We start from the raw sequence: 21,222 nt of genomic DNA on the forward strand, positions 1-21,222 counted from the left end.
GTATGATCCCAATTATTTTTGGCCATTGGAAGAATATTATAAATTGCTCGATACTAATCCCACCGCGGCAGGTATTGCTAAAAAGTTTCGTGAAAAGCATACGCGGCGGGTGGAGGCTGAGCGACGATTAATTGTAAATAAAGCTAAGCCTAAGGATAAAGCAGGTTATGATGCGAGTGTTGAACAATCAGGGAATATTGTTGATAATGAGCGGACGCATCGTAGTGAGTTGGGGAGAGATGTTCCAGACTCTGCATTAGTAAAAGGAGCTGCATTTAGGCATCAAACAAAATGGAAGCCTAATGTAAACGGGCCTCGTTCAGCAGATGGTGCATTGAGGTTGGCTGATGATTATGGTGTATATATTGCGGACGATGTAAAAATTAGATTTGTCGATGATGATTTTTACGATAGTAGTTTTGGTAAATACGGAGATTCATTTGCTAGCTACGGACACGTAAAAGTTACCAATCCTAACCAGCAGTTAACTTGGAAGAATGTAATGTCTGATAGGGACGGTAACGTTAATATTTATGTTAGGAATTCAGTTCTAGATAGTGATGAAGGTATAGTTGCAGTTTTGCATCACGAAACTCATGAAGTAGAAGCGCTTAGAGATATTTTCGCGAGAAGAGTTTCTATTCCAGCAAGTGAATACCGTAGCTTAATTAACGATTCAACGCCTAACAATCTTCATTGGGAAGCAGTTGATATTGGAGATCAAGCTGTTTGGCAACTCAGACAAGATAGAGGTTATTAAAAATGAGTTCATCATCCTACAAAGAGTTTGTAGAAAAACACCTTTCTGATTGTGAGAGATATAATATTGCTGTCGAAGATGCAGCTTTTACTATCATGCATAAAGCAGAAGATTTTGAAGATGAAGAAGTGGTTGATGTTTTTAGTGCTTTGCCAAGTGAAATTAGAACCAATATTCAAAGTAATATATCTGACTTCGAAAAAACGGGAGAGTATCACGTTATATCAAGCACAGGAACTTCATTGAATTTGACTCTGTTAATGGAAAGGTTATCTAAGCTAATATAGCTTGTATTGAATAGCCTAGGTATTAACTAGGCTATTGTTCCAAACAATAAACCACAACTTTTCACAAATAAATATCCTGAGCATGAAATAGATGTGCCTAGAGTAGTTCCGATGGATCGGTTAACTCAAATCAGTGGAAACTATAATTACGTTGTTTTAGAAAATGGACAACTCGTAGTAGGGAAAACAGGGCACACTAGTTTAACAAGTGGAAATGCTGTCCAAGCAGCAGGTGAGTTAAGACTCTATAATGGTAATGTAAAATGGTTCGATAATGCATCAGGGCATTATCAGCCAACAGGTGATGCCATTGGTTCTATCGCTGAAAAAGCGTTAATTGATGCAGGATTAAAAGCCTCTGGTAAATATGTTCCTAAAGTTTGGGTTTTTGATTCTAAGTTGCCACGAGGTGGAAAATGGGTTCCGGCAGAATGATTATTGATGAAATAAAAAAAGAATTGCTTGAAGCAGAAAATATTTTAAATACTGAGTTTTCTTTCGAGCTTGCAGAGCCAAACTATATTCGCTGTATTGAGTTGATAAATGCAAACTCAGATATTAAAGATGACGTTGAGGCTTTAATAATTTCGATGTTTGAGGATAAAGCAGTTAGCAGTGAACCAATTGCTTATCTGATGTATTGCTTAAGATGGCCTAGAGTAAAAACGTGGATGGAAGAAAGTTTAAGAAATACTCCAGATGCAATTGCAACTGGTGCGCCAATGGAAAAGGTTATAGACGCTTATGATGATGATTGGGAAAATAAGGAGTTCTATAAATCAATTTAAATTATAGCCCAGCGATGCTGGGCTTTATTTTACCAACTTAGGTTAGCATCACTCAACCGGCAGACGCTCAGATTTGGTGCAGACAATCAGCATCCCGGCAAACATCATCACCTTGAGCTTGCGACCCACAGCAAAACCGCCCATCTCCAGCCATCAACCTGCGATACTGATTTGCGGTGTGGGCGGTCCGGGGGACTGGCAAAGCTCTGTGCAATGGAATGATTGAACGCTGGTCTCACAAAAAGCGAGCCGTCGAGAGTTGGGGTTAACGTCAATCTCAACGGTGGAATATTGAGCCTGATAGGGGCAAGCGTTTGAATTACAGGGTGAAATTGCCTTATCATCTGGTTTAGTCACTTTGACCTCCTCGTAAGGGCGGGGTGATTAGCTGGCCTTGGGTGTTACAGCACCCTTGGCTAGCGCTTTATATTTAGGATACCTGCTGCTGTTTAATCAGAGCCTCCAGCATATCCGAAATAAACTTCTGTTTGCTTCTAGGTAACAACCTCACTTGCTCAATCTGACGTTGCAATGTCGATGTAATTGTAAATATCCCAGTCAAGAACTTGCTTGATATCTTTTTTCGATTTAACCGGTAAGTTAGTGATAAAACTCCAACGGATAGGCTCTCTATTGTCTGGTGTTTCTGCTTCAATTGCGGAAATAAAAGTAATGGTTGTATCAGGGGACTGAGCCTCTTTTCCTATCGGTGGATGTAAGTCAATCGTTTTAACTCTAAGCGCTAAGGTGGTTGAAATTAATTCACCTTCTCTGTTAACAAACAAAGCCTAACGGTAAAATGAATATTTGACAGGTTTCAATAAAAAATACCTTTAATCCATAAAGTAATTGTGGTTAAAGTGAGTGGTTTAGGTTTTTTTTAGTGCGTTTTATTGGTTGGGTTTTATTGATTGAGTTTTATCAGGTAAAAATTTATTGAATCAAACGCAAAGTATTTTTTGAGTAGCTCAAATGGATTTTGTCGATTAAAAACCTTATAAAAATAAGGTTAATAATATTGGCTGATAATATCTTAAGAGCTGCATTTAAGATTTTTAAAATGAGTTTTTTTTAAGGTGTGTTGTTGCTTAATTCCACAGAAACTCCGTGGATTTAAAGGTGAAGTTTATCAAGAAAAATGCATTTTTATTCTGTATAATTCGTGCTACGTTTTATTCTGATTATTTTGACCAGATTAATAGTTTGATATGGTAAAAATGAGATTTTAAAAGTTCGTTTGTCATGAACGGTTTTCGTTCATTACTTTTGTTTAAGGCAACGCACCTAATAAGTTGTTTTTTAGAAACGGATTTTTTTCAAGTCTTTTATTTATTCCTAATAACGTTATTCTGGCCTAAGGTAAGTCTTTCAAACGAGACTTTTAAATTTATGCCATTAAATATTAATTCGCACATGCAAGAAGATAATTCGATCCCGCTATTTAGGCTAGCGTTTCGACCATTATTTTTATTTGGTACGTTATTTGCGGTAGTTGCCATTTCGTGGTGGGTACATTTCTGGCTGCAACCCTCTGGTTGGTTACCGTATGGGGGCCATATATTTTGGCATGCTCACGAAATGTTATTTGGTTTTGGTATGGCAATCGTTGCTGGTTTTTTGTTAACCGCAGTCAAAGCTTGGACTGGTGTACCGACCATTACAGGATCATTATTAGCTTTGTTTTTCTTATTATGGCTGGCAGGACGTATTTTAATGTCCGTCGATATTGGCGCACCAGCCTGGTTTATTGCGGTAATCGATGTCAGCTTTATGCTAATTGCTGCTGCGGCAATGGGCTACCCGATTGTTAAAGTTAAGCAATGGCGTAATCTGATGTTTATTCCAATTATGTTGGCATTTGCATCCTTAAATGCGATAAGCCATTGGGCCGTTGCTACCAATGATTTTGCTTTTGCAATGCAGGCATTACATACCACGGTAATTGTATTAGTGTTAATTATTGCTATTTTAGGCGGACGAGTGATACCGGCTTTTACTGCGAATGGTACTGGTCGACAGGCAAAAAGAAATATTCAGTGGCTGGAAACTGTCAGCATTGTTTCGATTATATTCTGCGCATTAATTGCACTCACCGGGTTCGATAATGTACCCTCGATTTTATTATTGGTTGCCTCGTTAATTGCGGCTGCATCAAATGGTTATCGGTTTGCACGATGGGGAATTGAGTATACGATTTCTACGCCTCTATTATGGTCATTACATTTTTCATTTATTTTTATTCCTCTTGGCTTTTTAATGTTAGCGTTGCAAAGCCTTGGTATGGTTGCAAGTATCAGTGCGGCATTACATTGCTTTACTGTAGGTGCAATGGGTGGAATGATTTTAGCGATGATATCTCGTGTTACTTTGGGACACACCGGTCGAAATCTGATTCCACCTAAATTATTAAGTGTTGCTTATATCAGTATTATTTTGGCAACACTGATTCGTGTTACTTTACCTGCATGGTTGCCGGAGTACTACCAAATGAGTATTCGTATTTCTGGTATTTTGTGGGTATTAGCATTTGTAATTTATTTATTCTTTTATGCGCCCATGCTGGTTACTCGACGGATTGATGGTCGGCCAGGCTGATTTTAATTATGTAATTTATCGATTTATTTTTTAACGTTAAACTAGTCAATACGAGGAGGCTTAATATGAGCAGTTGTTGCGGAAGTTGTGGTGGTACTGGCCACGGAAACAAAGATGAAAAAGTAGAAGAGAAAGCGTCGAACGAGCAAGAAGCGGAAAAAAAGGAAGAAGCTGAGCAAGATGCTTAAGCTGATGCTTGCATTTTCATCTAATAAAAAGCGGGATTTATTTCCCGCTTTTTATTGTTTTTTTCTCGATAATTTCATAGTTTTCAGCTTGAAATTTGAGATTTAAAACATTCTTTTCAGTGATATTTATCATCAATCGTGTTTTTATTAATCGTGTTTTTATCAATCGTATTTTTATTAATTGAAATACATTCAATGCAATCCGTAATTATTCAGGTAATTTCACCATTCAGTTAGTTTGACAATTCAGGCGATTTCAGCTTTTTCTTTAACGGGTTCAACCGTAAACGTTTGGCCAGAAAGATTATCCCACCAATTAATATTACGCTAACAAAGGTTAAATTAATCTGCGTTGCTGCCGTGTTAGGCAATAATGTTCCCCACTTTTGCCAGTAAATCAATAAGACAACTGCTAGCACCAGTAGTGTCAGATAAGTGCAGCAAGCTTTGCAATGTTTCTCGGTTTGCAATCGGCTAATGCCTAGTACTGTAGTGAGTAATATGACCCAAAAATAAAAAGGCTGGGTTAATCCCCATAAGCTGATGAGCAGAGTAATGCTTAGTGTAAGTGGTGTTCCCCAAACAAAAGCAGTCCAAATACGATTTAATGGTGTTTTATATTTGCGTCTGGCCAACCAGATATTGATGCCTGTTGTGGCAATAACCGTGAGCGCCAGCCCCAAAACACCATAAATAATTTTAACCCAGCCATTGGCAAAATGCCCAAAGTGTAGTCGATAAACTGAATAGGCGATTTGTCTTCCTATTGGGCCATCAGACAGTCCCTGGTGATTAATAAAACTACCATCGGACTGAAAGCGATACATTTCTGAATAAATTAATCTTCCTGGTAGTGTGGCTGCAATTTCGAGATATTGGTTGGGCGTATTAATTTTTTGAATGACCAGATAAATGGGGGTAGCTTGTGGCGCTTGTTGTTTAAGATTGCTCAGTGCTTGTGCAAAATTAATTGGTGTGACTGGTTGATTAACGATTGGATCATTGCCATAAACGGCTTCGATTACTGCTTGGCGATTGCCTTGGAATTCAATTGGTGCGGCGGCCCAAATTAATAAGCTTACCAGTCCAATGAATGCGCCCGTTAAGGCAATCATTAAATAAAACGGGATTCCCCAAACACTTAAGCGGTTATGAATGTCGGCCTGAGTGAGACGAGGATTGCGACCTAATTTTAATTGAAATGCATCTTTAAAAATTCGGGGATGTGCGAAAATGCCCGAAATGATTAAAGCCACCAGTGCTGCACCAAGTGCACCCACCACAATAAGTCCTAATGTGCTTGGTAAATGAAGGTAGATATGTAAGGCTTTTAAGGTATGTGTCCAGCCTTCTAACGGTGGCTCACTTAAGCTGCCATCTTGATTAACAAACCACTCTTGTTCATTGGCTGCAACATGAATTCTGGGTACGGCTGTCGTTGGAAGTACCACATAAAGTGAGTCGGGAGATTGTGAGGTTTGCGTTAAAAAACTGTCGACGGCAGTTTGAATTTGCGGCGCAGAATAGTCGGTATATTCTTGAATATTGGGTTGTTCCCAACGCTCAAACTCTTCAAAAAATACGACCAATGCACCGGATAAACAAATAAGATATATTAATGCGCCAATACTCAGTCCCAGAATTGAATGACTGTTCAGGGATTTTTTTATCAGTTGATTAGACAGTTTAAAATTTTGCATTTTGATTGATTTCGTTCATTGAACTAAGCTGATGATTAAAAGGTAGAATCTGCTGTTTTTAGCTTAATAAAAGCAAGAGTGAGCCCAGCAAACCGCTACAAGTTATCCAAAAAAAACGTACTCTTTTGTTTTGCTGCATACACCCCCAGTAAGCAAAAAAAGCCCAAAATAGGGGTAAAGTGAAGGCTGATAATACTAAAGTATTGGCTTGGTCAAACGGTAAAACTTTAAATAGTATCAAACTTAAAACACAACTGGTAAACAGAGCTAGTGGACCGATAACTAAAAAATCGAGTAAGCCTGAAATCAGTGTTTTTAATGAAAGTGGCGTTTTATTTTGCTTGCTTTGTACTGCTTGAGAACTGGGTTTTTTTTCTGGCTTTTTATTGTTTGATGTCTCTTTTAAACTGAATAAAATATAAAGCCAGGCACTTAAGGTCAGATTTAAACAAGCAAAGCTTAAACCAAACTCAACACCACTAAAACTAATCCAATAGTAAGTAGAAACACAGACTAAACCCCAGCCAATGATTAATCCCAAGCAATGAACCATATTAGACAAGTTTGCTTTTTTATTTTTTTTCCAGATAAAAAATAAACTGCCCAGCCCTAAAATATTAAATACAATACCGTTTAAAATCATTATGTGTTGTCTTTATCGAAAACCCACTGAGTTACTCAGTGAGTAAATGGTTTAAAATTGATAGCGAATATTGGCACTGATAGTTCTTGATTGACCGTAGAAACAGTCACCACGATTTAAACAAGTGGTAATTACCGTTTTATCGGTGATATTGTCTACATTCAATGTCAGATCGAAAGGTTTAACGGCATAACCCAGCATAAAATCAATTAAGGTATAACTGTCGGTTTCAGTTGGTGTTGGTTGGTTATTGATGTTGGTTTTAAAAAAGGTGTTACCCACATAGCGAATGCCTGCCCCAATTTTAATGCCTTGCCAAAAAGTTGTTGGCTGATAAGTTACCCAGGTGGATACCATTTGCTCGGGAATTGAGTTGAGCTTTTCGGCAAATTCATCTCGGGTATCAATTTGGCTATAGTTGGCATAAACATCCAGGTTATCCCATTCAAGTTGCGCTTCAACTTCATAGCCTGATATTTTCGCTTCGCCTATTTGAATTTGTTGGGTTGGATTTTGAGGATCGGCAACCAGTCTATTTTTTTCTTTACTTTGAAAATAGCTAGCGGTTATCAGATGTTCCGTATTAGCTGGTTGATATTTAAGTCCCCATTCATTTTGTTTACCCTGTTTGGGTTGATAAGGCTGTTGATTGGCATTTAAACCGTTAATGATATCAAAGGACTCACTGTAGCTAAAATAAGGTGATATATCTAAGTGAGTTAAATACATTAGGCCAAAGCGCTTGGTTGTTGCGGTATATTTCTGCTGGTCACTCCCAATTGTTTGAGTGGTGGCTCGGTCGCGTCTGGCACCTAAAGAAACAATCCATTGTTCATCGATTTTGATTTGATCCTGTATATAAATACCACTTTGTCTGGTTTTTAGTTTTGGGCTGTCTGCAATTGGTAGTTGGGCAATTGGCGGAATTGTCGTTTGACCATATTCTGGTTGATACACATTAAGTAAGCCGCCTGCATTAAAACCAAAATAGCTGTCGTTATTGGTGGTGGCATCTTGTAAGTCGTAACCGATAACCAACTGATGCTCACTATTACCCCAGGCAAATTGCGCGTGTAAGCGATTATCGGTGGTTAGCGATTTAGCATCGGCTTGACTCACATAAATTGAGCGAAGTAAGTGAGTATTATCGGATTGTAAATTAAATGGGTAAGCGTACATGGTGTAATAGTCGGCGCTGCTATCCATGTAGCGTATGGCGCTTCTGATTTGCCAGGTTGGATTAATATCATGTTTAATTATGCTGGTGATTGCTTGCTGATCGGTATTGTATTTATCAAAATCGGGCTCACTGACAAAACGATTCGCTGGAATTTGTCCTAATGGCGCTGGGATAATCGTGCCGACATGAGGAAAAAACTGGGTACTGGAACCCGACTCGTTTTGTTGAATATTTGCCAGTAAAGTCCATTCGGTATCGGCATTGATATGCCAGGTCAGGGCTGGTGCAAAGTAACGTGTGTTATCTGCAACATGATCGGTTTGCGTACCACTGTCGCGATACATGCCATTAATGCGAAATAGAAAACTGGCATCTGAATCCAGTGCACCAGTGTAATCAATTGCTAGTTGTGTTCGATCAAAATTACCGAGTTGCGCCCAAAACTCACCTTCTGTTGTGGCTTGTGGTTTTCTTGAAACCAGATTAACGATGCCGCCGGTCGTACCTTGTCCATATAATACTGACGCCGGTCCTTTTAAGATTTCTATTTGTGCCAGGCCATATGGGTTGGGTCGTGTATTATTGTAATGGCCATAAAGCATTTTCATTCCGTCCAGGTATTGAACGGGTGATACACCTCGAATCGCCGACCAGTCTCCACGTGTATCAACGCCAAATGGTCCGTTATAGACACCGGCAACATAGCCTAGCGCATCTTGAATGGTTTCGGCGCCGATTGCTTTAATGCGTTCACTGGTTAATACCGAAACTGACATCGGCGTTTCAACAATTGGGGTGTTATCTTTACTGGCTGTTGCGCTGACATACGAAATTAATCCTCGCTTTGAATAGATCGTGAGGGTTTCTTCTGGTTGCTCGTTTGCAGTCGTCAGTAACTTTTTTGGTGTTGCCTCGGACGCAGCCGAATTTTGAATGACTGAATCATTGGTTGGAGAAACTTCTGTTGATGGAACCGCTGATGATTCGCCTTGAGCCGGTGATACTGTCTGTGCTGTATTTTGTGTTTGTAAGGCTTCAGCGGCTACAACAAGCGGTGAGGTAACAGCCAGTACTAGCCAGCTGGCACTTATAACAGTTTGATTTTTCATGAGAATTTCCAAGTTTCAGGCATGTATTAAGAACTATATATTGCAAACATTAATCTAAATGATACGCATTATCAATATCTCTTTATGAGAAAAATTAGTTGATAGCTTAACTAACTGGTTTTTATTCGAGTCATATAGGACACATAATTTGTAACATTTGTCCGTTCATTCTCCTCCAACTTTTTTCTACAAAAAACCGTTAAGGGTTAGCAGAACAAATAATTTTTGCTGGGGAAAAATGTTTGATGAGTAAAATTGCCGATACTTCCGGTCAGGATGTGATTATTCAGCCGCGTGGCCGTTCTACAGGATTTTGGGTTGGACTAGGTTGTATAGTTTTTGCAGTTAGCTTTTGCTTCTGGCTGTTGTTGCCTAAAGTCATGCGCTGGTCTCAGGCCGAAATTTCAGTGCCGCTCGATCGCATTCGTATTGCTCAGGTAACACGCGGAGATTTTGTTAGAGATGTATCTGTACAAGGGCGAATTGTTGCCGCTGTTAGTCCGAAGCTTTATAGTCCCGCAGTAGGCACAATTACTTTTTTGGTAGAAGCTGGTGATGAGGTTAAACAAGGGCAGCAACTGGCAATGGTTGAAAGTCCCGAACTGGCAAATCAACTTAAACAAGAATCTGCCACACTACAAAGTTTAAAATTCGAACGCGATCGTAATCAAATTCAAGCAAAAAAACAGCGTTTGGAAAACCAAAAAATTATTGATTTGGCAACTGTAACGCTCAATGCTGCCAAACGAGAAATGCGCCGCGCCAGTGATGCTTTTCAAAAGACAGCAATTAGTCGGCTGGATTTAGAAAAAGCGCAAGATGATTTACAAAATGCCGAGTTTGCTTATCAACATGCGGTAAAAGATGCGGCATTAAATAAAGAAAGTCTTGAGTTTGAGTTGCGCACCAAGCAATTGGAAGTTGAGCGACAAACTCTACTGGTCGATGAATTACAGCGACAGGTTAATGAGTTGACCATGACTTCACCAGTTAACGGAATAGTTGGAAACCTAGATGTTGAACAAAAGTCATCAGTTAATAAAAATCAACCGATTTTAAGTGTCGTGGATTTATCCCGCTATGAAGTGGAGCTGGAAATTCCGGAAACTTATGCCGATGACTTAACTATTGGTATGGATGCCGAAATTAAACTGACTAATCAAGTCTATGCCGCCAAACTTGCCTCTATTTCTCCCGAAATTCAAAACAATCAGGTGACTGGTCGAGTGCGTTTTTCGCAACAAATACCGCCTGGACTGCGCCAAAACCAGCGTTTAACAACACGTATTTTGTTAGATTTTAAAAGTGATGTGTTAATGGTACGACGAGGACAATTTTTAGAAAGTGGTAGCGGTAAAGTGGCTTATCTTGTGAAAGATGGGATGGCTGCAAGAATACCAATTGAAGTAGGCGCACGCAGCTTAAGTAATGTAGAGGTGCTCGAAGGTTTGGCTCAAGGAGATACCATTATTATTTCCAGTACCGAACAGTTTAATGGCGTTAACAATGTTTTACTAACGAATTAATTTAAGCGGGCCAAGACAAATCAATTAAAACGAATGAAATCATATGAAATGGGGAGAAAGTTATGTTTGAAATGAAAAATGTCAGCAAAGTGTATCGTACTGAACTGGTTGAAACTCATGCGCTGAAATCTTTTAATTTATCGGTTAATGAAGGTGATTTTCTCTCCGTGACAGGACCATCCGGTTCGGGTAAAACAACTTTTTTAAATATTGCCGGTTTACTAGAAACTTTTAGTGGTGGTGAGTATCGGCTGGATGGTGAAAATGTTAATGGTTTAAACGACAATGCTCGTTCACGCATTCGAAATGAAAAAATTGGTTTCATTTTTCAAAGCTTTAACTTAATTCCTGATTTGAATTTATTTGATAATGTTGATGTGCCTTTGCGTTATCGAAAGCTTAAAGCACCTGAGCGAAAAAAGCGGATTGAAGAGGCTCTTGATCTAGTCGGGTTAGCCAGTCGAATGAAGCATTTACCGGCACAACTGTCTGGTGGGCAGCAGCAACGTGTTGCTATTGCTCGAGCTCTGGCTGGCGCGCCGCGATTTTTACTTGCCGATGAGCCTACCGGTAATCTCGATTCGTCAATGGCTAGAGCAATTATGGATTTACTAATAGAAATTAATCGTGATGGTACGACGATTATTATGGTGACACATGATCCTGAGTTAGCTAAAGAAACGCATCGTAATATTTATGTTAGAGATGGTAAGGTTTTTGAAACAACGGAAAATAGTATTCAACAATCATCGGCTGTGGGTGAATCGTTCTCGTCACAGTCATCAGCTTTGCCGCAAGTCGAACCGGTTGCTGGTTAGTTAGGGGGCAATGATGTTAGGTTATTATTTTCGTTTGGCGTTTAACAGTTTAAAACGCAACCCCGTATTAAGCAGTTTAATGATTATGGCGATCGGATTGGGCATTGGTGCCTCAATGACCACGATTACCGTGACCTATATGATGGGGACTAATCCGATCCCCGCAAAAAGTGAGCAACTGTTTTATGTGCAGCTCGATAGTTGGGATCCTGAGCGTCCGGCAAGTGAGCCCAATGAGCCGCCAGATCAAATTACCTATATCGATGGTATGAATTTGATGCGGGATAAAAAAGCATTCCGGCAAACATTGAACTCAACTGTCAGTGAAGTGATTCAACCTGAAGGTGATGATATTAAACCGTTTGATGCAATGGGGCGTACCAGTTTTGCAGATTTTTTTACGATGTTTGATGTCCCATTTTTATACGGAAATGGCTGGAATGAGTCAGATGATAATAATCGTGAACTGGTTACCGTACTCAGTAAAGCCACCAATGAAAAAGTTTTTGGTGGTAAAAATTCAGTTGGACAATATATTAAAATTGGACCGCTGCAATTACGTATCGTTGGTGTATTAAATGACTGGCACCCTGTACCAAAGTTTTATGATGTGACTACTGGGGCATTTAACGAGCCTGAGGATTTTTATATTCCTTATAACCTGGGGATTGAATATGAGTTATCTCGTGCAGGCAATACTAACTGTTGGAAATCACCAGAAGGTGACACCTTTAAAGAGTTTATTAATTCAGAATGTGTTTTTAGCCAAATGTGGGTTGAACTGCCAACGCTAAGTGATAAGCAGGATTATTTGGATTATTTAACTAATTATGTCAATCAACAAAAATCACTCGGGCGCTTTGAACGGCCGTTGAATAATCAAGTCCGCAATGTCATGGAGTGGATGGAAAACCAGCAAGTAGTTTCAGATCAGTCAAAAGTTATCACCAGTCTTGCGCTGATGTTTTTGGTAGTGTGTTTGCTAAATACCGTTGGTTTATTGCTCTCAAAATTTTTAGGTAAGTCGGCCGAAATTGGTTTGCGACGAGCTTTAGGTGCAAGCCGCAATGAATTATTTCGCCAGCATTTAATCGAATCTAGCATTATTGGATTAGGTGGCGGATTGTTAGGATTGTTTTTAGCCTGGTGTGGCTTACAAGGGATTGCGGCGCTGTGGGGTGATCAAATTGGTCAGTTAGCTGATATGGACTGGGTAATGGTGATCAGTGCTGTTGTGCTGGCAATTTTTACAACCATTATTGCTGCACTTTATCCAACATGGCGAGCTTGTAGTATTGCGCCAGCGTCTCAGTTAAAAGTTCAATAGGAGAACCGGTATGCATTTTATGCCAATCATTCGCGCCTTATTGCGCAATAAAACGGGCGCAATACTCATTGCTGCCCAAATAGCGGTCACTATGACCGTCATTGTCAACGCGATGCATATCATTGTTGATCGCAATCAGTTAATGTCACGCAGTAGTGGCGTTGATGAAGCCAATTTGTTTTATCTTTCCAGTACCGGTTTTGCCGATAATTTTAATGAACAGCAAGTGATACAAGCGGATTTATTAAAAATTCGTAATACTCCGGGTGTCATTGATGCTTATCAATCAAACTCCGTTCCTCTGCGTGGCGGTGGCTGGTCAATGGGATTGGCAACACAGCCTGGCAACGCTGTTGATTCAACCGGCGTAGCAATTTATTTTGCCGATGAACATGCGATCAACACTTTGGGGGTTGAATTGATTGCTGGCGAAAACTTTAAGCCTGAAGATATCAGTTGGCGTCAACGGTCTGAAACGAAATGGCCGGATAAAGTGATTATAACCAAAGCAATGGCGGAATCATTGTTTCCTGATGACTGGCAAAGTGCTGTTGGTCAAACGGCTTATATCGCCGAAACACAGCCGGTTACCATTATCGGCATTATCAACAAATTACAAGCGCCCTGGAATGGTTGGAGTGGTGTTGAGCGATCATTGTTATGTCCGCAGCATACTTTATTTGGTTCGACCCGTTATATTATTCGTACCGAACCTGGTATGCGGGATAAACTGATGCCACAAATTGAATCTATGTTAGCTGATTCCCAGCAAGGTCGAATTTTGCGAGGTATGCGCACAATGGAGGAGACTCGTGAACGTAGTTATCGAGGGCATCGCGGTACTTCAGTTGTACTGACCACATTAATTGGTGCATTGATGGTTGTTACTGGACTTGGTATTGTCGGGTTGGCTTCGTTCTCGGTGAATCGTCGCAAAAAACAAATTGGTACACGTCGTGCGCTGGGTGCAAACCGAGCCAATATTTTGCATTATTTTATGGTAGAAAATTTTATTATTACCAGTATTGGTGTCAGCTTGGGCGCGTTGATGACATTGGGTTTAAATATGCTACTGGTTGATATGTTAAGTCTAACGCCAATTCGCTGGTTTTATGTACCTTGTGGGATGCTCGCGTTATTATTTATTGGGCAACTTGCTGTGTTAGGACCGGCGCGCCGTGCGTCAATGGTGCCACCAGCTATTGCAACACGAACAGCCTGATTGAAATACTGTTAATAATCGCCCATTGGATCCAGTTCAACCCGCCAGCGAACTTTGCTGGCGCTTTTAAGTGCCTCAATATCATTAAGCGTGAGTGCTAAGAGTTGATGCAGTTGATTACGACTGGTTGTTTGCAAATATAATTGATAGCGAAATTTTCCCGCTTTTTTGGTGTAAATTGCGGGAGCAGGTCCGAGTAATTCAACATTCAGATTTTGATAACGTAGCAAGATTTCTTTGACGTCGTCTAAAAATTTTTGAGTAGCGTTTAAATGGGGTGATTCGGCCTGAAACATTGCGCTGTAACTAAATGGCGGGAGTTCTGTTTCAATTCGCTCTGCCAGTGCTGCATCTGCAAAGCTGGCATAACCTTCAAAAATGATTTGGTGTAACATGGGATGTTCGGCCAAATGGGTTTGAATGATCACTTCTCCTGGTTTGTTGGCACGACCAGCACGCCCTGAGACTTGGGTAATTAGCTGAGCGGCGAATTCGGGGGCTCTGAAGTCGGCACTGTACAGTGCACCATCCATGTCTATCAATGCAACCAAAGTGACATCAGGAAAATGGTGACCTTTGGCCAGCATTTGGGTGCCAATTAAAATATCAATTTCCCCCGATTTGACGGCAGTCACAAATTCTTGCATTGCCGATTTGCGGCGAGTGGTATCGCGATCAATTCGTGCCGTTTTTGCTTGAGGAAAAAGTTGACGAATACTTTCTTGTAAACGTTCGGTGCCATGACCTACTGGAACCATTTGTTCGCTGTAACAATCCGGGCATTGTGCTGGTGCCTTGCGCGATGAGCCGCAATGATGGCACTGCAAAAAGTGATTTTGGTGATGATAAGTAAAATGAATATCACAGCGAGAACAACTGCCGCTCCATCCACAATCGTGACATAGCAATACAGGGGCATAACCACGGCGATTGAGAAATAGTAAAATTTGTCCCTGCTGATTTAAATGCTGCTTGATAAGTTGTATGAGTTCAATCGATAGACCCTGTTGAATTGCCTGCTTTTTTAAATCGATAATCCGATAATTTAATTCATTGGTTGCCTTGGCCTTTTGGGTTAAGTGAATCGCTTCTATTTTGCCTTTGTGGACATTCATTAAGGTTTCCAGTGACGGAGATGCGCTACCTAACACCACTGGAATATTCTCAATACTGGCTCTTACCAATGCGACATCGCGCGCCGAGTAGCGAAATCCTTGTTGCTGACGGAATGATAAATCATGTTCTTCATCAAGAATAATAATGCCCGGATGCTTTAACGGGGTAAATACTGCCGAGCGTGTACCAATGATAATGCTTGCCTGGCCAGAACGGGCTTTTAACCAGTTTTGTAATCTTTGCTGATCGGTCATTGCGGAATGCAATAATAAAATTTCGGCATTAAAGCGTAATTGGAATCGGCTAAGGGTTTGCGGTGTTAAGCCAATTTCTGGCACTAGTACCAAGGCTTGTTTGCCGCTGGCCAAGACTTTTTCGATGACTTGTAAATAAACTTCGGTTTTGCCTGATGCAGTAATACCAAATAGCAAAAACGATTTAAACTGATTTAACGATTGATTAATTTGTGAGACGGCTGCTGCTTGCTGAGCATTCAAGTCAAGCTGATTATGGGAATGTATTACTGAACCGCGATGATGATTCTGATTATTGTCTGATACCTGCTGAAACCGGCGGATTACCCAGTTTTTTCCTGCTAAGCTTTTCATGGTTGCTAGGGAAAGTTGATGCTGTTGCAACTGTTCATGTGCGATACCATCAGCATGTTGGCTTAATGAATCTAGTGCAAGCCGTTGTTTCACTGCATTTTTTGCCAGCCGGTTCTGTTGCAGTGCTGCTTCGCCTTGTGGCGTAATGCACCAGCGGCTTTCGCGGGGCGACTCGGCTGGTTGACCCTTTTGCAGTGCGACTGGCAAGAGGGTTTGCCAAATTTCGCCCGGCGGCGCATGATAATATTTTTCAAGCCAAAAGTATAATTGCAACAAACTGTCTGGTAGCAATGGCGAACTGTCGATAATCGACAACAAGGTTTTTAGTGCCGCGACTGCTGGTGGATTCGCTAACAGGCTTTGTTGTTCTCCCGGTTGTTTGAGTAAAGCCGCAGAATGCGAGGATGCTTGATTATCAATATTCGCAGCATGAGTTGATGCAGCGAGTTTGCTGGTTTCCTCCCACTGTGCAACAGACAGGCACTCAGTAATGATGCCTATTTTTGTCGATTTGCCAAAAGGTACTTTTACTCGCATACCCGCTTGTGGCTCGATGGCATAGTCTGCGGGAACCAGATAGTGAAATACTCGTCTGAGTGGTACAGCTATTGCCACACCAACGACAACGCGATGTTCCTGTGTATTCGCTGCTAAATTTAAAATTGAGTCCACTCGAAGTAAAGTCCGCTAGAATTTAAGTGCTATTGAGGTTTTATACCAATGAATTTGGGACTGTTAGATGCTCAGTCTAGTTTGTAGCACTGCGTTCTACCCAAAATATTTAAACTTAATCATTATTTACCACCGACAATTTTGCTGCTAAAAAATACAATAATATTGGTGTTGGATAAACAATTAGCCAGCTATTGTGAGCTAATCAATAGCTTTTCTCAAGATCCGTTAACTACTTTTCGTTTACGTTAAGGTCAAAGGTAATACTTGCTGCAAGTATCAAACAGTTGAAGATAAAAATACAGGTATACCGATTTGTCATGTTTCATGCCAAATAAAACTGACCTTAGGGGATAGTTAAGTTTGTAAAAGCTCACTATAATCGATACTGGCTATAAACTGAAAATATTGGCTGTTCTGTAATCAATATCTCAGTTTTCTGTTAGAAAAACCGATAACGAGTACAGGTTTTAATCGGAGTCGAAAAGGGTATTAAATTAATTGAATCTCGAGCAACAGGATAACGTGAAGGTGGCAAATTTAAGCGTTAATTAGCAAAAGGTTTAATACTTCAACATGACCCGACTCATAATATTGAAACCACAATCAAGTAATATAAATAGAAACACTCAATCTGTCGTTTCAACAATAATACTACAGACTTAACCAATAAACTGATTAAACAAGAAAATACTCATGACAACACAAAAAAAACGACCGTTATACATTCGCTATGCGGGCCCCGTGCTATTAGAAACACCCTTGCTCAATAAAGGTAGTGCCTTTACGGTTGCTGAAAAGCAGGCGTTTAACCTCGAAGGATTACTGCCGGCAACTATTGAAACCATTAACGAACAAGCGCAACGAGCATACCAGCAGTTTTCGCAGTTTAATAACGATCTGGATAAACATATCTATTTGCGCAATATTCAAGATACTAATGAAACGCTTTATTTCAAGTTGATTACCAGTCACCTTGAAGAAATGATGCCTATTATTTATACCCCTACAGTAGGTTTGGCTTGCCAGAAATTTTCGCAGATTTATCGACGCAAGCGTGGTTTATTTGTATCTTACCCTGATCGTGATCGAATTGATGACATGCTGCAAAATGCGACCAAACAAAATGTTAAAGTCATTGTTGTCACTGACAGTGAGCGCATTTTAGGACTTGGTGATCAGGGAATTGGTGGTATGGGCATTCCGATTGGTAAATTAGCTTTATATTCTGCCTGTGGTGGTATCAGTCCTGCCTATACATTGCCGGTGGTTTTGGATGTTGGTACTAACAACCAGGAATTGCTGAATGATCCCATGTATATGGGCTGGCGTGAAAAACGTGTTTCCGGCGAGGAATATTTTCAATTCGTTGATGAGTTTATTCAGGCGGTGGTTCGTCGCTGGCCAAAAGCGTTGATTCAGTTTGAGGATTTTGCACAAGCGAATGCCACCCCATTATTGAAAAAATATCAAGACGAATTATGTTGTTTTAATGATGATATTCAAGGTACTGCTGCGGTAACGGTTGGTACTTTGTTGGCTGCCTGCCATGCACAGGGAACCAAGCTGCGTGATCATCGCGTGGTATTTGTTGGTGCGGGATCTGCCGGTTGCGGTATTGCTGAACAAATTGTTGCGCACATGCGCGATGAAGGATTAGATGAAGCTGAAGCAATCAGCCAGATTTATTTAACCAGCAGTAAAGGCTTATTGACTGACGATATGTCGGTACGGGACTTTCAACAAAAATTTGTTAAATCAAAAGCCGAAGTTGCACAATGGAGCAGCGATGGACAGAGTATTACCTTGCTTGATTTAGTACGCGAGAGTAAACCGACTATTTTGATAGGCGTATCGGGAGTCGCGGGGCTAATTAGTGAAGAGGTAGTAAAAACCATGTTTGCCTCGTGTCCTAAACCAATTATTTTACCGTTGTCTAACCCAACATCAAAAGTGGAAGCTTTACCAGAAGATGTTATTCGCTGGACTAATGGACAAGCTATTGTTGCGACAGGTAGCCCATTCGATGTCGTTAATTATGAAGGTAAGAAATATCCAATTGCACAATGTAATAACAGCTATATTTTTCCGGGAGTAGGACTTGGTGTGATAGCCAGCGGTGCACGCCGAGTGACTGAAGAAATGTTCATGACATCAAGTGAAGCATTAGCAGAATGTTCGCCATTGGTTAAAGGAGAGAGTCAGCATCTATTACCTGCACTGAGTGATATTCGCGAAGTGAGTCGCTATATTGCCATTCAGGTTGGCTTAAAAGCGATGGAACAGGGCGTTGCAACTAAAGTTGAACCAGAAGTCCTGGAGCGAGCAGTTGATAAAAACTTTTGGCTACCCGAGTACCGTGAATATCGACGGACTTCATTTTAAACGGCGTCTGCCAGTATTTTTTAATTAAATATTTGGCAGGTGTGTTACGGTAATTTTCAAAGTGGCTTTACTCGTTTTAATTTAATATAAAAAATTAAATAAAGCCACTTTCTCTTATTTTAGTGTCACTTCTTGAAAGATTAATCTCTCGATTGTGTCGCATTTTAGGTTGTCGTTATTGATTCTCGATAATCTTTTTTTAGCCGCTTATGTGTGTGCTAATTAACATTTTTCATGTTAATTATTTACAGTGTAACCCCACTTTTTTTAGTTATCTACAATACCTTGCTTTTAAGATCATTTTTCATTTTCTATAAGGTGTTTTTTTTAATCGCATAGATTAAATTTATTGTTTATAAATTTAAAAAATAGCCGAGTTAGTTTTTCTTTTATTCGTTAGAAAAATAATTATTAATACTTAAACTTTGCTACCAACATTTTATATTTTATGTCGCTAAATTGACATTTGATGTTAATATTTTTAGCTGTGAATATTATACCTAGTGCACAAAAATATATTTTGTTTTAATTCCTTCGCTGGCCAGCAACTAATATTAAATAATTATGTTAGGCAACTTAGTCAAACCTGCTTTTACTATTTTTTTTAGAATGTTTTTTTATTGCATTTATTAAAGTTCTAAAAGTAATTGCTGACTTTGTTGCTTTAAATAATGAGGATAAAAAATGAAAAACAACTTAAAAATAAAATTATGTGCGCTGGCAGTTGGATTTAGCTCGTTAATTTCATCGACACATCTATTAGCTTTGGAGGGTAATGCATTACATCAAAAAGTAACTTCAATGGAAACAAATGGTGCTGAATTTCAGTCATTTGATTTATTTGCAACAGTCGAACCTGGTCAGCATGCTATGCAGATGTTAACTGCAACTGAGTCAGATAAAAGACTTGATATTCAAGGTGCCGAATTCTTTAAAGTCAATATGCAAGGGTTAAACTCGTTAAAGCGCAGTGCGGCAAATGGCATTTCACTGAGTATTCCGTATGGCCAAAAAAATGGTAAAAAAGAAGGTATTAAGGTTAAACTTTTTCAGAAAAAAATATTTACAGATAGTGCACAATTCATTCGTAAAAATGGTATGAATGATAAAGGGCAAGCGATTTCACCAGATGATATGGATTTAGGTATTCACTATCAAGGAATCGTTGAAGGTGAAGAAAACTCAATAGTTGCTATTAGTATTTTTAAAAATGGTATTGAGGGGCGCTTACATTCTACTCAACATGGCGATATTAATTTTGGTAAACTTCGTGATGTAGATGGAAAAATAAGAGCATCTAACAGTGAACTTGCTGATTCTCATGTCATGATTCGTATGAGTAATCTCGAACATGCAAAGCCAGATTTTCAATGTGGAAATGATTCTGCAATTTCACCCTTTGAAAATAGTGAGTGGGAATCAGGGCTAACCAGTCGCCAACAGTACTCATTTGATAATATGAATGGCTTTACCGATGCTAAAGCAGCGAGTGATTATGAGTTTAAAGTAAAAACGATTTTATCCGGTTATTTGGTGTATGAAATTAAACAAGCCGGCTGGAGTCTGGATAATTGGGTCAGCTCTGTTTTAAATCAGGTTTCTGCTGTTTATGATGTCAATGACATTACTATGCTGAGTAATGGTTATATCTGGTATGACACTAATAACTCACCAACCTACGATAAGAACAATGGCAATCAGCTACTAACAGATATACATACTTATGATGGTAGTAATACCAAAGATAGTGATGGTTCATTATTGCTGACTTCATCTAAATGGTCTGCCACCAGTGGTGGGTTAGCTTGGGTGAGAACAATGTGCAGTACCAATCAATATCGAGTCGGTTGGGCGGCGTTAACACCAAGCCATTCTTATTTTCCCACCTATTCATGGACGGTTGATGTTTATGCTCATGAAATGGGACATATTGCGGGTTCTGAACATACTCATTCTTGCAAATGGAATGGCAATAATACAGCGATAGACAGTTGTGGTCAGATTGAAGGAACTTGTGCTGCGCCAGGAAGACCTGCAAAAGGCCAGGGAACTGTAATGAGTTATTGTCACTTTAATGTGGGCAAAAATCCTGCGCTTGGTTTTGGCTCGCAACCTGGTGCGAGAATTCGCAATCACATTTATAGTTGTGCTTCTCGCTAATGAAATGACTAAAATAATTACTTGTATGAATCTTTAGTAAAAAGTAGTTTTTTAGTAAGACAAACCAGCTTAAGCTATTGAATTTTTTATTGATTCGATAAGCTGGTTTGTTACTTATCAGTAAATTTTTGAATGGCG

18 protein-coding genes are annotated in these 21,222 nt (G+C 39.8%); 12 read left to right on the forward strand and 6 right to left on the reverse strand.

The genetic code is table 11. The annotated features are described in order from the left end of the window. From ABVT42_RS17545 to ABVT42_RS17560, 4 genes are all read left to right on the forward strand, one after another. On the forward strand, positions 1-760 hold a 760-nt coding region (locus ABVT42_RS17545), incomplete at its 5' end, for a hypothetical protein (RefSeq protein WP_367024169.1). A gap of 2 nt (positions 761-762) precedes the next feature. After that, on the forward strand, positions 763-1,047 hold the full coding sequence (locus tag ABVT42_RS17550; protein ID WP_353897232.1) for a hypothetical protein: 285 nt from the start codon (positions 763-765) through the stop codon (positions 1,045-1,047). 93 nt (positions 1,048-1,140) lie between these two features. Further along, positions 1,141-1,482 (forward strand): hypothetical protein, encoded by a 342-nt coding sequence (locus ABVT42_RS17555; RefSeq protein ID WP_353897233.1) that lies wholly within the window; start codon positions 1,141-1,143, stop codon positions 1,480-1,482. Continuing rightward, positions 1,464-1,835: a hypothetical protein gene (locus ABVT42_RS17560; RefSeq protein WP_353897234.1), complete on the forward strand. Its 372-nt coding sequence runs from the start codon at positions 1,464-1,466 to the stop codon at positions 1,833-1,835. Before ABVT42_RS17555 ends, ABVT42_RS17560 begins: the two co-directional genes overlap by 19 nt. Positions 1,836-1,988: 153 nt before the next feature. Here the strand turns inward: ABVT42_RS17560 and ABVT42_RS17565 are convergent, their stop codons facing one another. Both ABVT42_RS17565 and ABVT42_RS17570 read right to left on the reverse strand, forming a co-directional pair. Further along, the gene (locus tag ABVT42_RS17565; protein WP_353897235.1) at positions 1,989-2,192 is read right to left on the reverse strand and encodes a hypothetical protein; all 204 of its coding nucleotides are present in this window, start codon (positions 2,190-2,192) and stop codon (positions 1,989-1,991) included. 158 nt (positions 2,193-2,350) lie between these two features. Then, on the reverse strand, positions 2,351-2,620 hold the full coding sequence (locus ABVT42_RS17570) for a hypothetical protein (RefSeq protein WP_353897236.1): 270 nt from the start codon (positions 2,618-2,620) through the stop codon (positions 2,351-2,353). Positions 2,621-3,224: 604 nt separating this feature from the next. Here ABVT42_RS17570 and ABVT42_RS17575 point away from each other — a divergent pair. Continuing rightward, positions 3,225-4,430, forward strand: a complete 1,206-nt coding sequence (locus ABVT42_RS17575) for an NnrS family protein (protein WP_353897237.1) — start codon at positions 3,225-3,227, stop codon at positions 4,428-4,430. Between the two features lie 65 nt (positions 4,431-4,495). Continuing rightward, positions 4,496-4,618: a hypothetical protein gene (locus tag ABVT42_RS17580; RefSeq protein ID WP_353897238.1), complete on the forward strand. Its 123-nt coding sequence runs from the start codon at positions 4,496-4,498 to the stop codon at positions 4,616-4,618. 233 nt (positions 4,619-4,851) lie between these two features. Here the strand turns inward: ABVT42_RS17580 and ABVT42_RS17585 are convergent, their stop codons facing one another. The 3 genes from ABVT42_RS17585 to ABVT42_RS17595 are packed head-to-tail and all read right to left on the reverse strand — an operon-like array spanning position 4,852 to position 9,250. After that, positions 4,852-6,318, reverse strand: coding sequence for a PepSY-associated TM helix domain-containing protein (locus ABVT42_RS17585; RefSeq protein ID WP_353897239.1), 1,467 nt, complete (start codon positions 6,316-6,318; stop codon positions 4,852-4,854). Between the two features lie 58 nt (positions 6,319-6,376). Further along, positions 6,377-6,961, reverse strand: a complete 585-nt coding sequence (locus ABVT42_RS17590) for a hypothetical protein (protein WP_353897240.1) — start codon at positions 6,959-6,961, stop codon at positions 6,377-6,379. Between the two features lie 51 nt (positions 6,962-7,012). Beyond that, the gene (locus tag ABVT42_RS17595) at positions 7,013-9,250 is read right to left on the reverse strand and encodes a TonB-dependent siderophore receptor (RefSeq protein WP_353897241.1); all 2,238 of its coding nucleotides are present in this window, start codon (positions 9,248-9,250) and stop codon (positions 7,013-7,015) included. A 245-nt stretch (positions 9,251-9,495) separates the two neighbouring features. On the opposite strand from ABVT42_RS17595, the gene ABVT42_RS17600 reads away from it, so the two are divergent. The 4 genes from ABVT42_RS17600 (at position 9,496) to ABVT42_RS17615 (ending at position 14,143) form a co-directional block, all read left to right on the forward strand. Next, a complete protein-coding gene (locus ABVT42_RS17600) occupies positions 9,496-10,776 on the forward strand; it encodes an efflux RND transporter periplasmic adaptor subunit (protein ID WP_353897242.1) in 1,281 nt (426 codons plus the stop codon). Positions 10,777-10,838: 62 nt separating this feature from the next. After that, positions 10,839-11,594, forward strand: coding sequence for an ABC transporter ATP-binding protein (locus ABVT42_RS17605; RefSeq protein ID WP_353897243.1), 756 nt, complete (start codon positions 10,839-10,841; stop codon positions 11,592-11,594). 13 nt (positions 11,595-11,607) lie between these two features. After that, the gene (locus ABVT42_RS17610) at positions 11,608-12,921 is read left to right on the forward strand and encodes an ABC transporter permease (RefSeq protein ID WP_353897244.1); all 1,314 of its coding nucleotides are present in this window, start codon (positions 11,608-11,610) and stop codon (positions 12,919-12,921) included. A 10-nt stretch (positions 12,922-12,931) separates the two neighbouring features. Continuing rightward, positions 12,932-14,143 carry an ABC transporter permease gene (locus ABVT42_RS17615; protein ID WP_353897245.1) on the forward strand — a complete coding sequence of 404 codons (1,212 nt, stop codon included), beginning with the start codon at positions 12,932-12,934 and terminating at the stop codon, positions 14,141-14,143. An 11-nt stretch (positions 14,144-14,154) separates the two neighbouring features. On the opposite strand, the gene priA is transcribed toward ABVT42_RS17615, so the two are convergent. Next, on the reverse strand, positions 14,155-16,539 hold the full coding sequence (gene priA, locus ABVT42_RS17620; RefSeq protein WP_353897246.1) for a primosomal protein N': 2,385 nt from the start codon (positions 16,537-16,539) through the stop codon (positions 14,155-14,157). Positions 16,540-17,235: 696 nt separating this feature from the next. On the opposite strand from priA, the gene ABVT42_RS17625 reads away from it, so the two are divergent. Next, positions 17,236-18,924: an NAD-dependent malic enzyme gene (locus ABVT42_RS17625; protein ID WP_353897247.1), complete on the forward strand. Its 1,689-nt coding sequence runs from the start codon at positions 17,236-17,238 to the stop codon at positions 18,922-18,924. A gap of 684 nt (positions 18,925-19,608) precedes the next feature. Then, positions 19,609-21,084 (forward strand): M12 family metallo-peptidase, encoded by a 1,476-nt coding sequence (locus ABVT42_RS17630; protein ID WP_353897248.1) that lies wholly within the window; start codon positions 19,609-19,611, stop codon positions 21,082-21,084. Positions 21,085-21,222: the final 138 nt, after the last annotated feature.

Source organism: Aliikangiella maris, assembly GCF_040719265.1.
GTDB lineage: Bacteria > Pseudomonadota > Gammaproteobacteria > Enterobacterales > Kangiellaceae > Aliikangiella > Aliikangiella maris.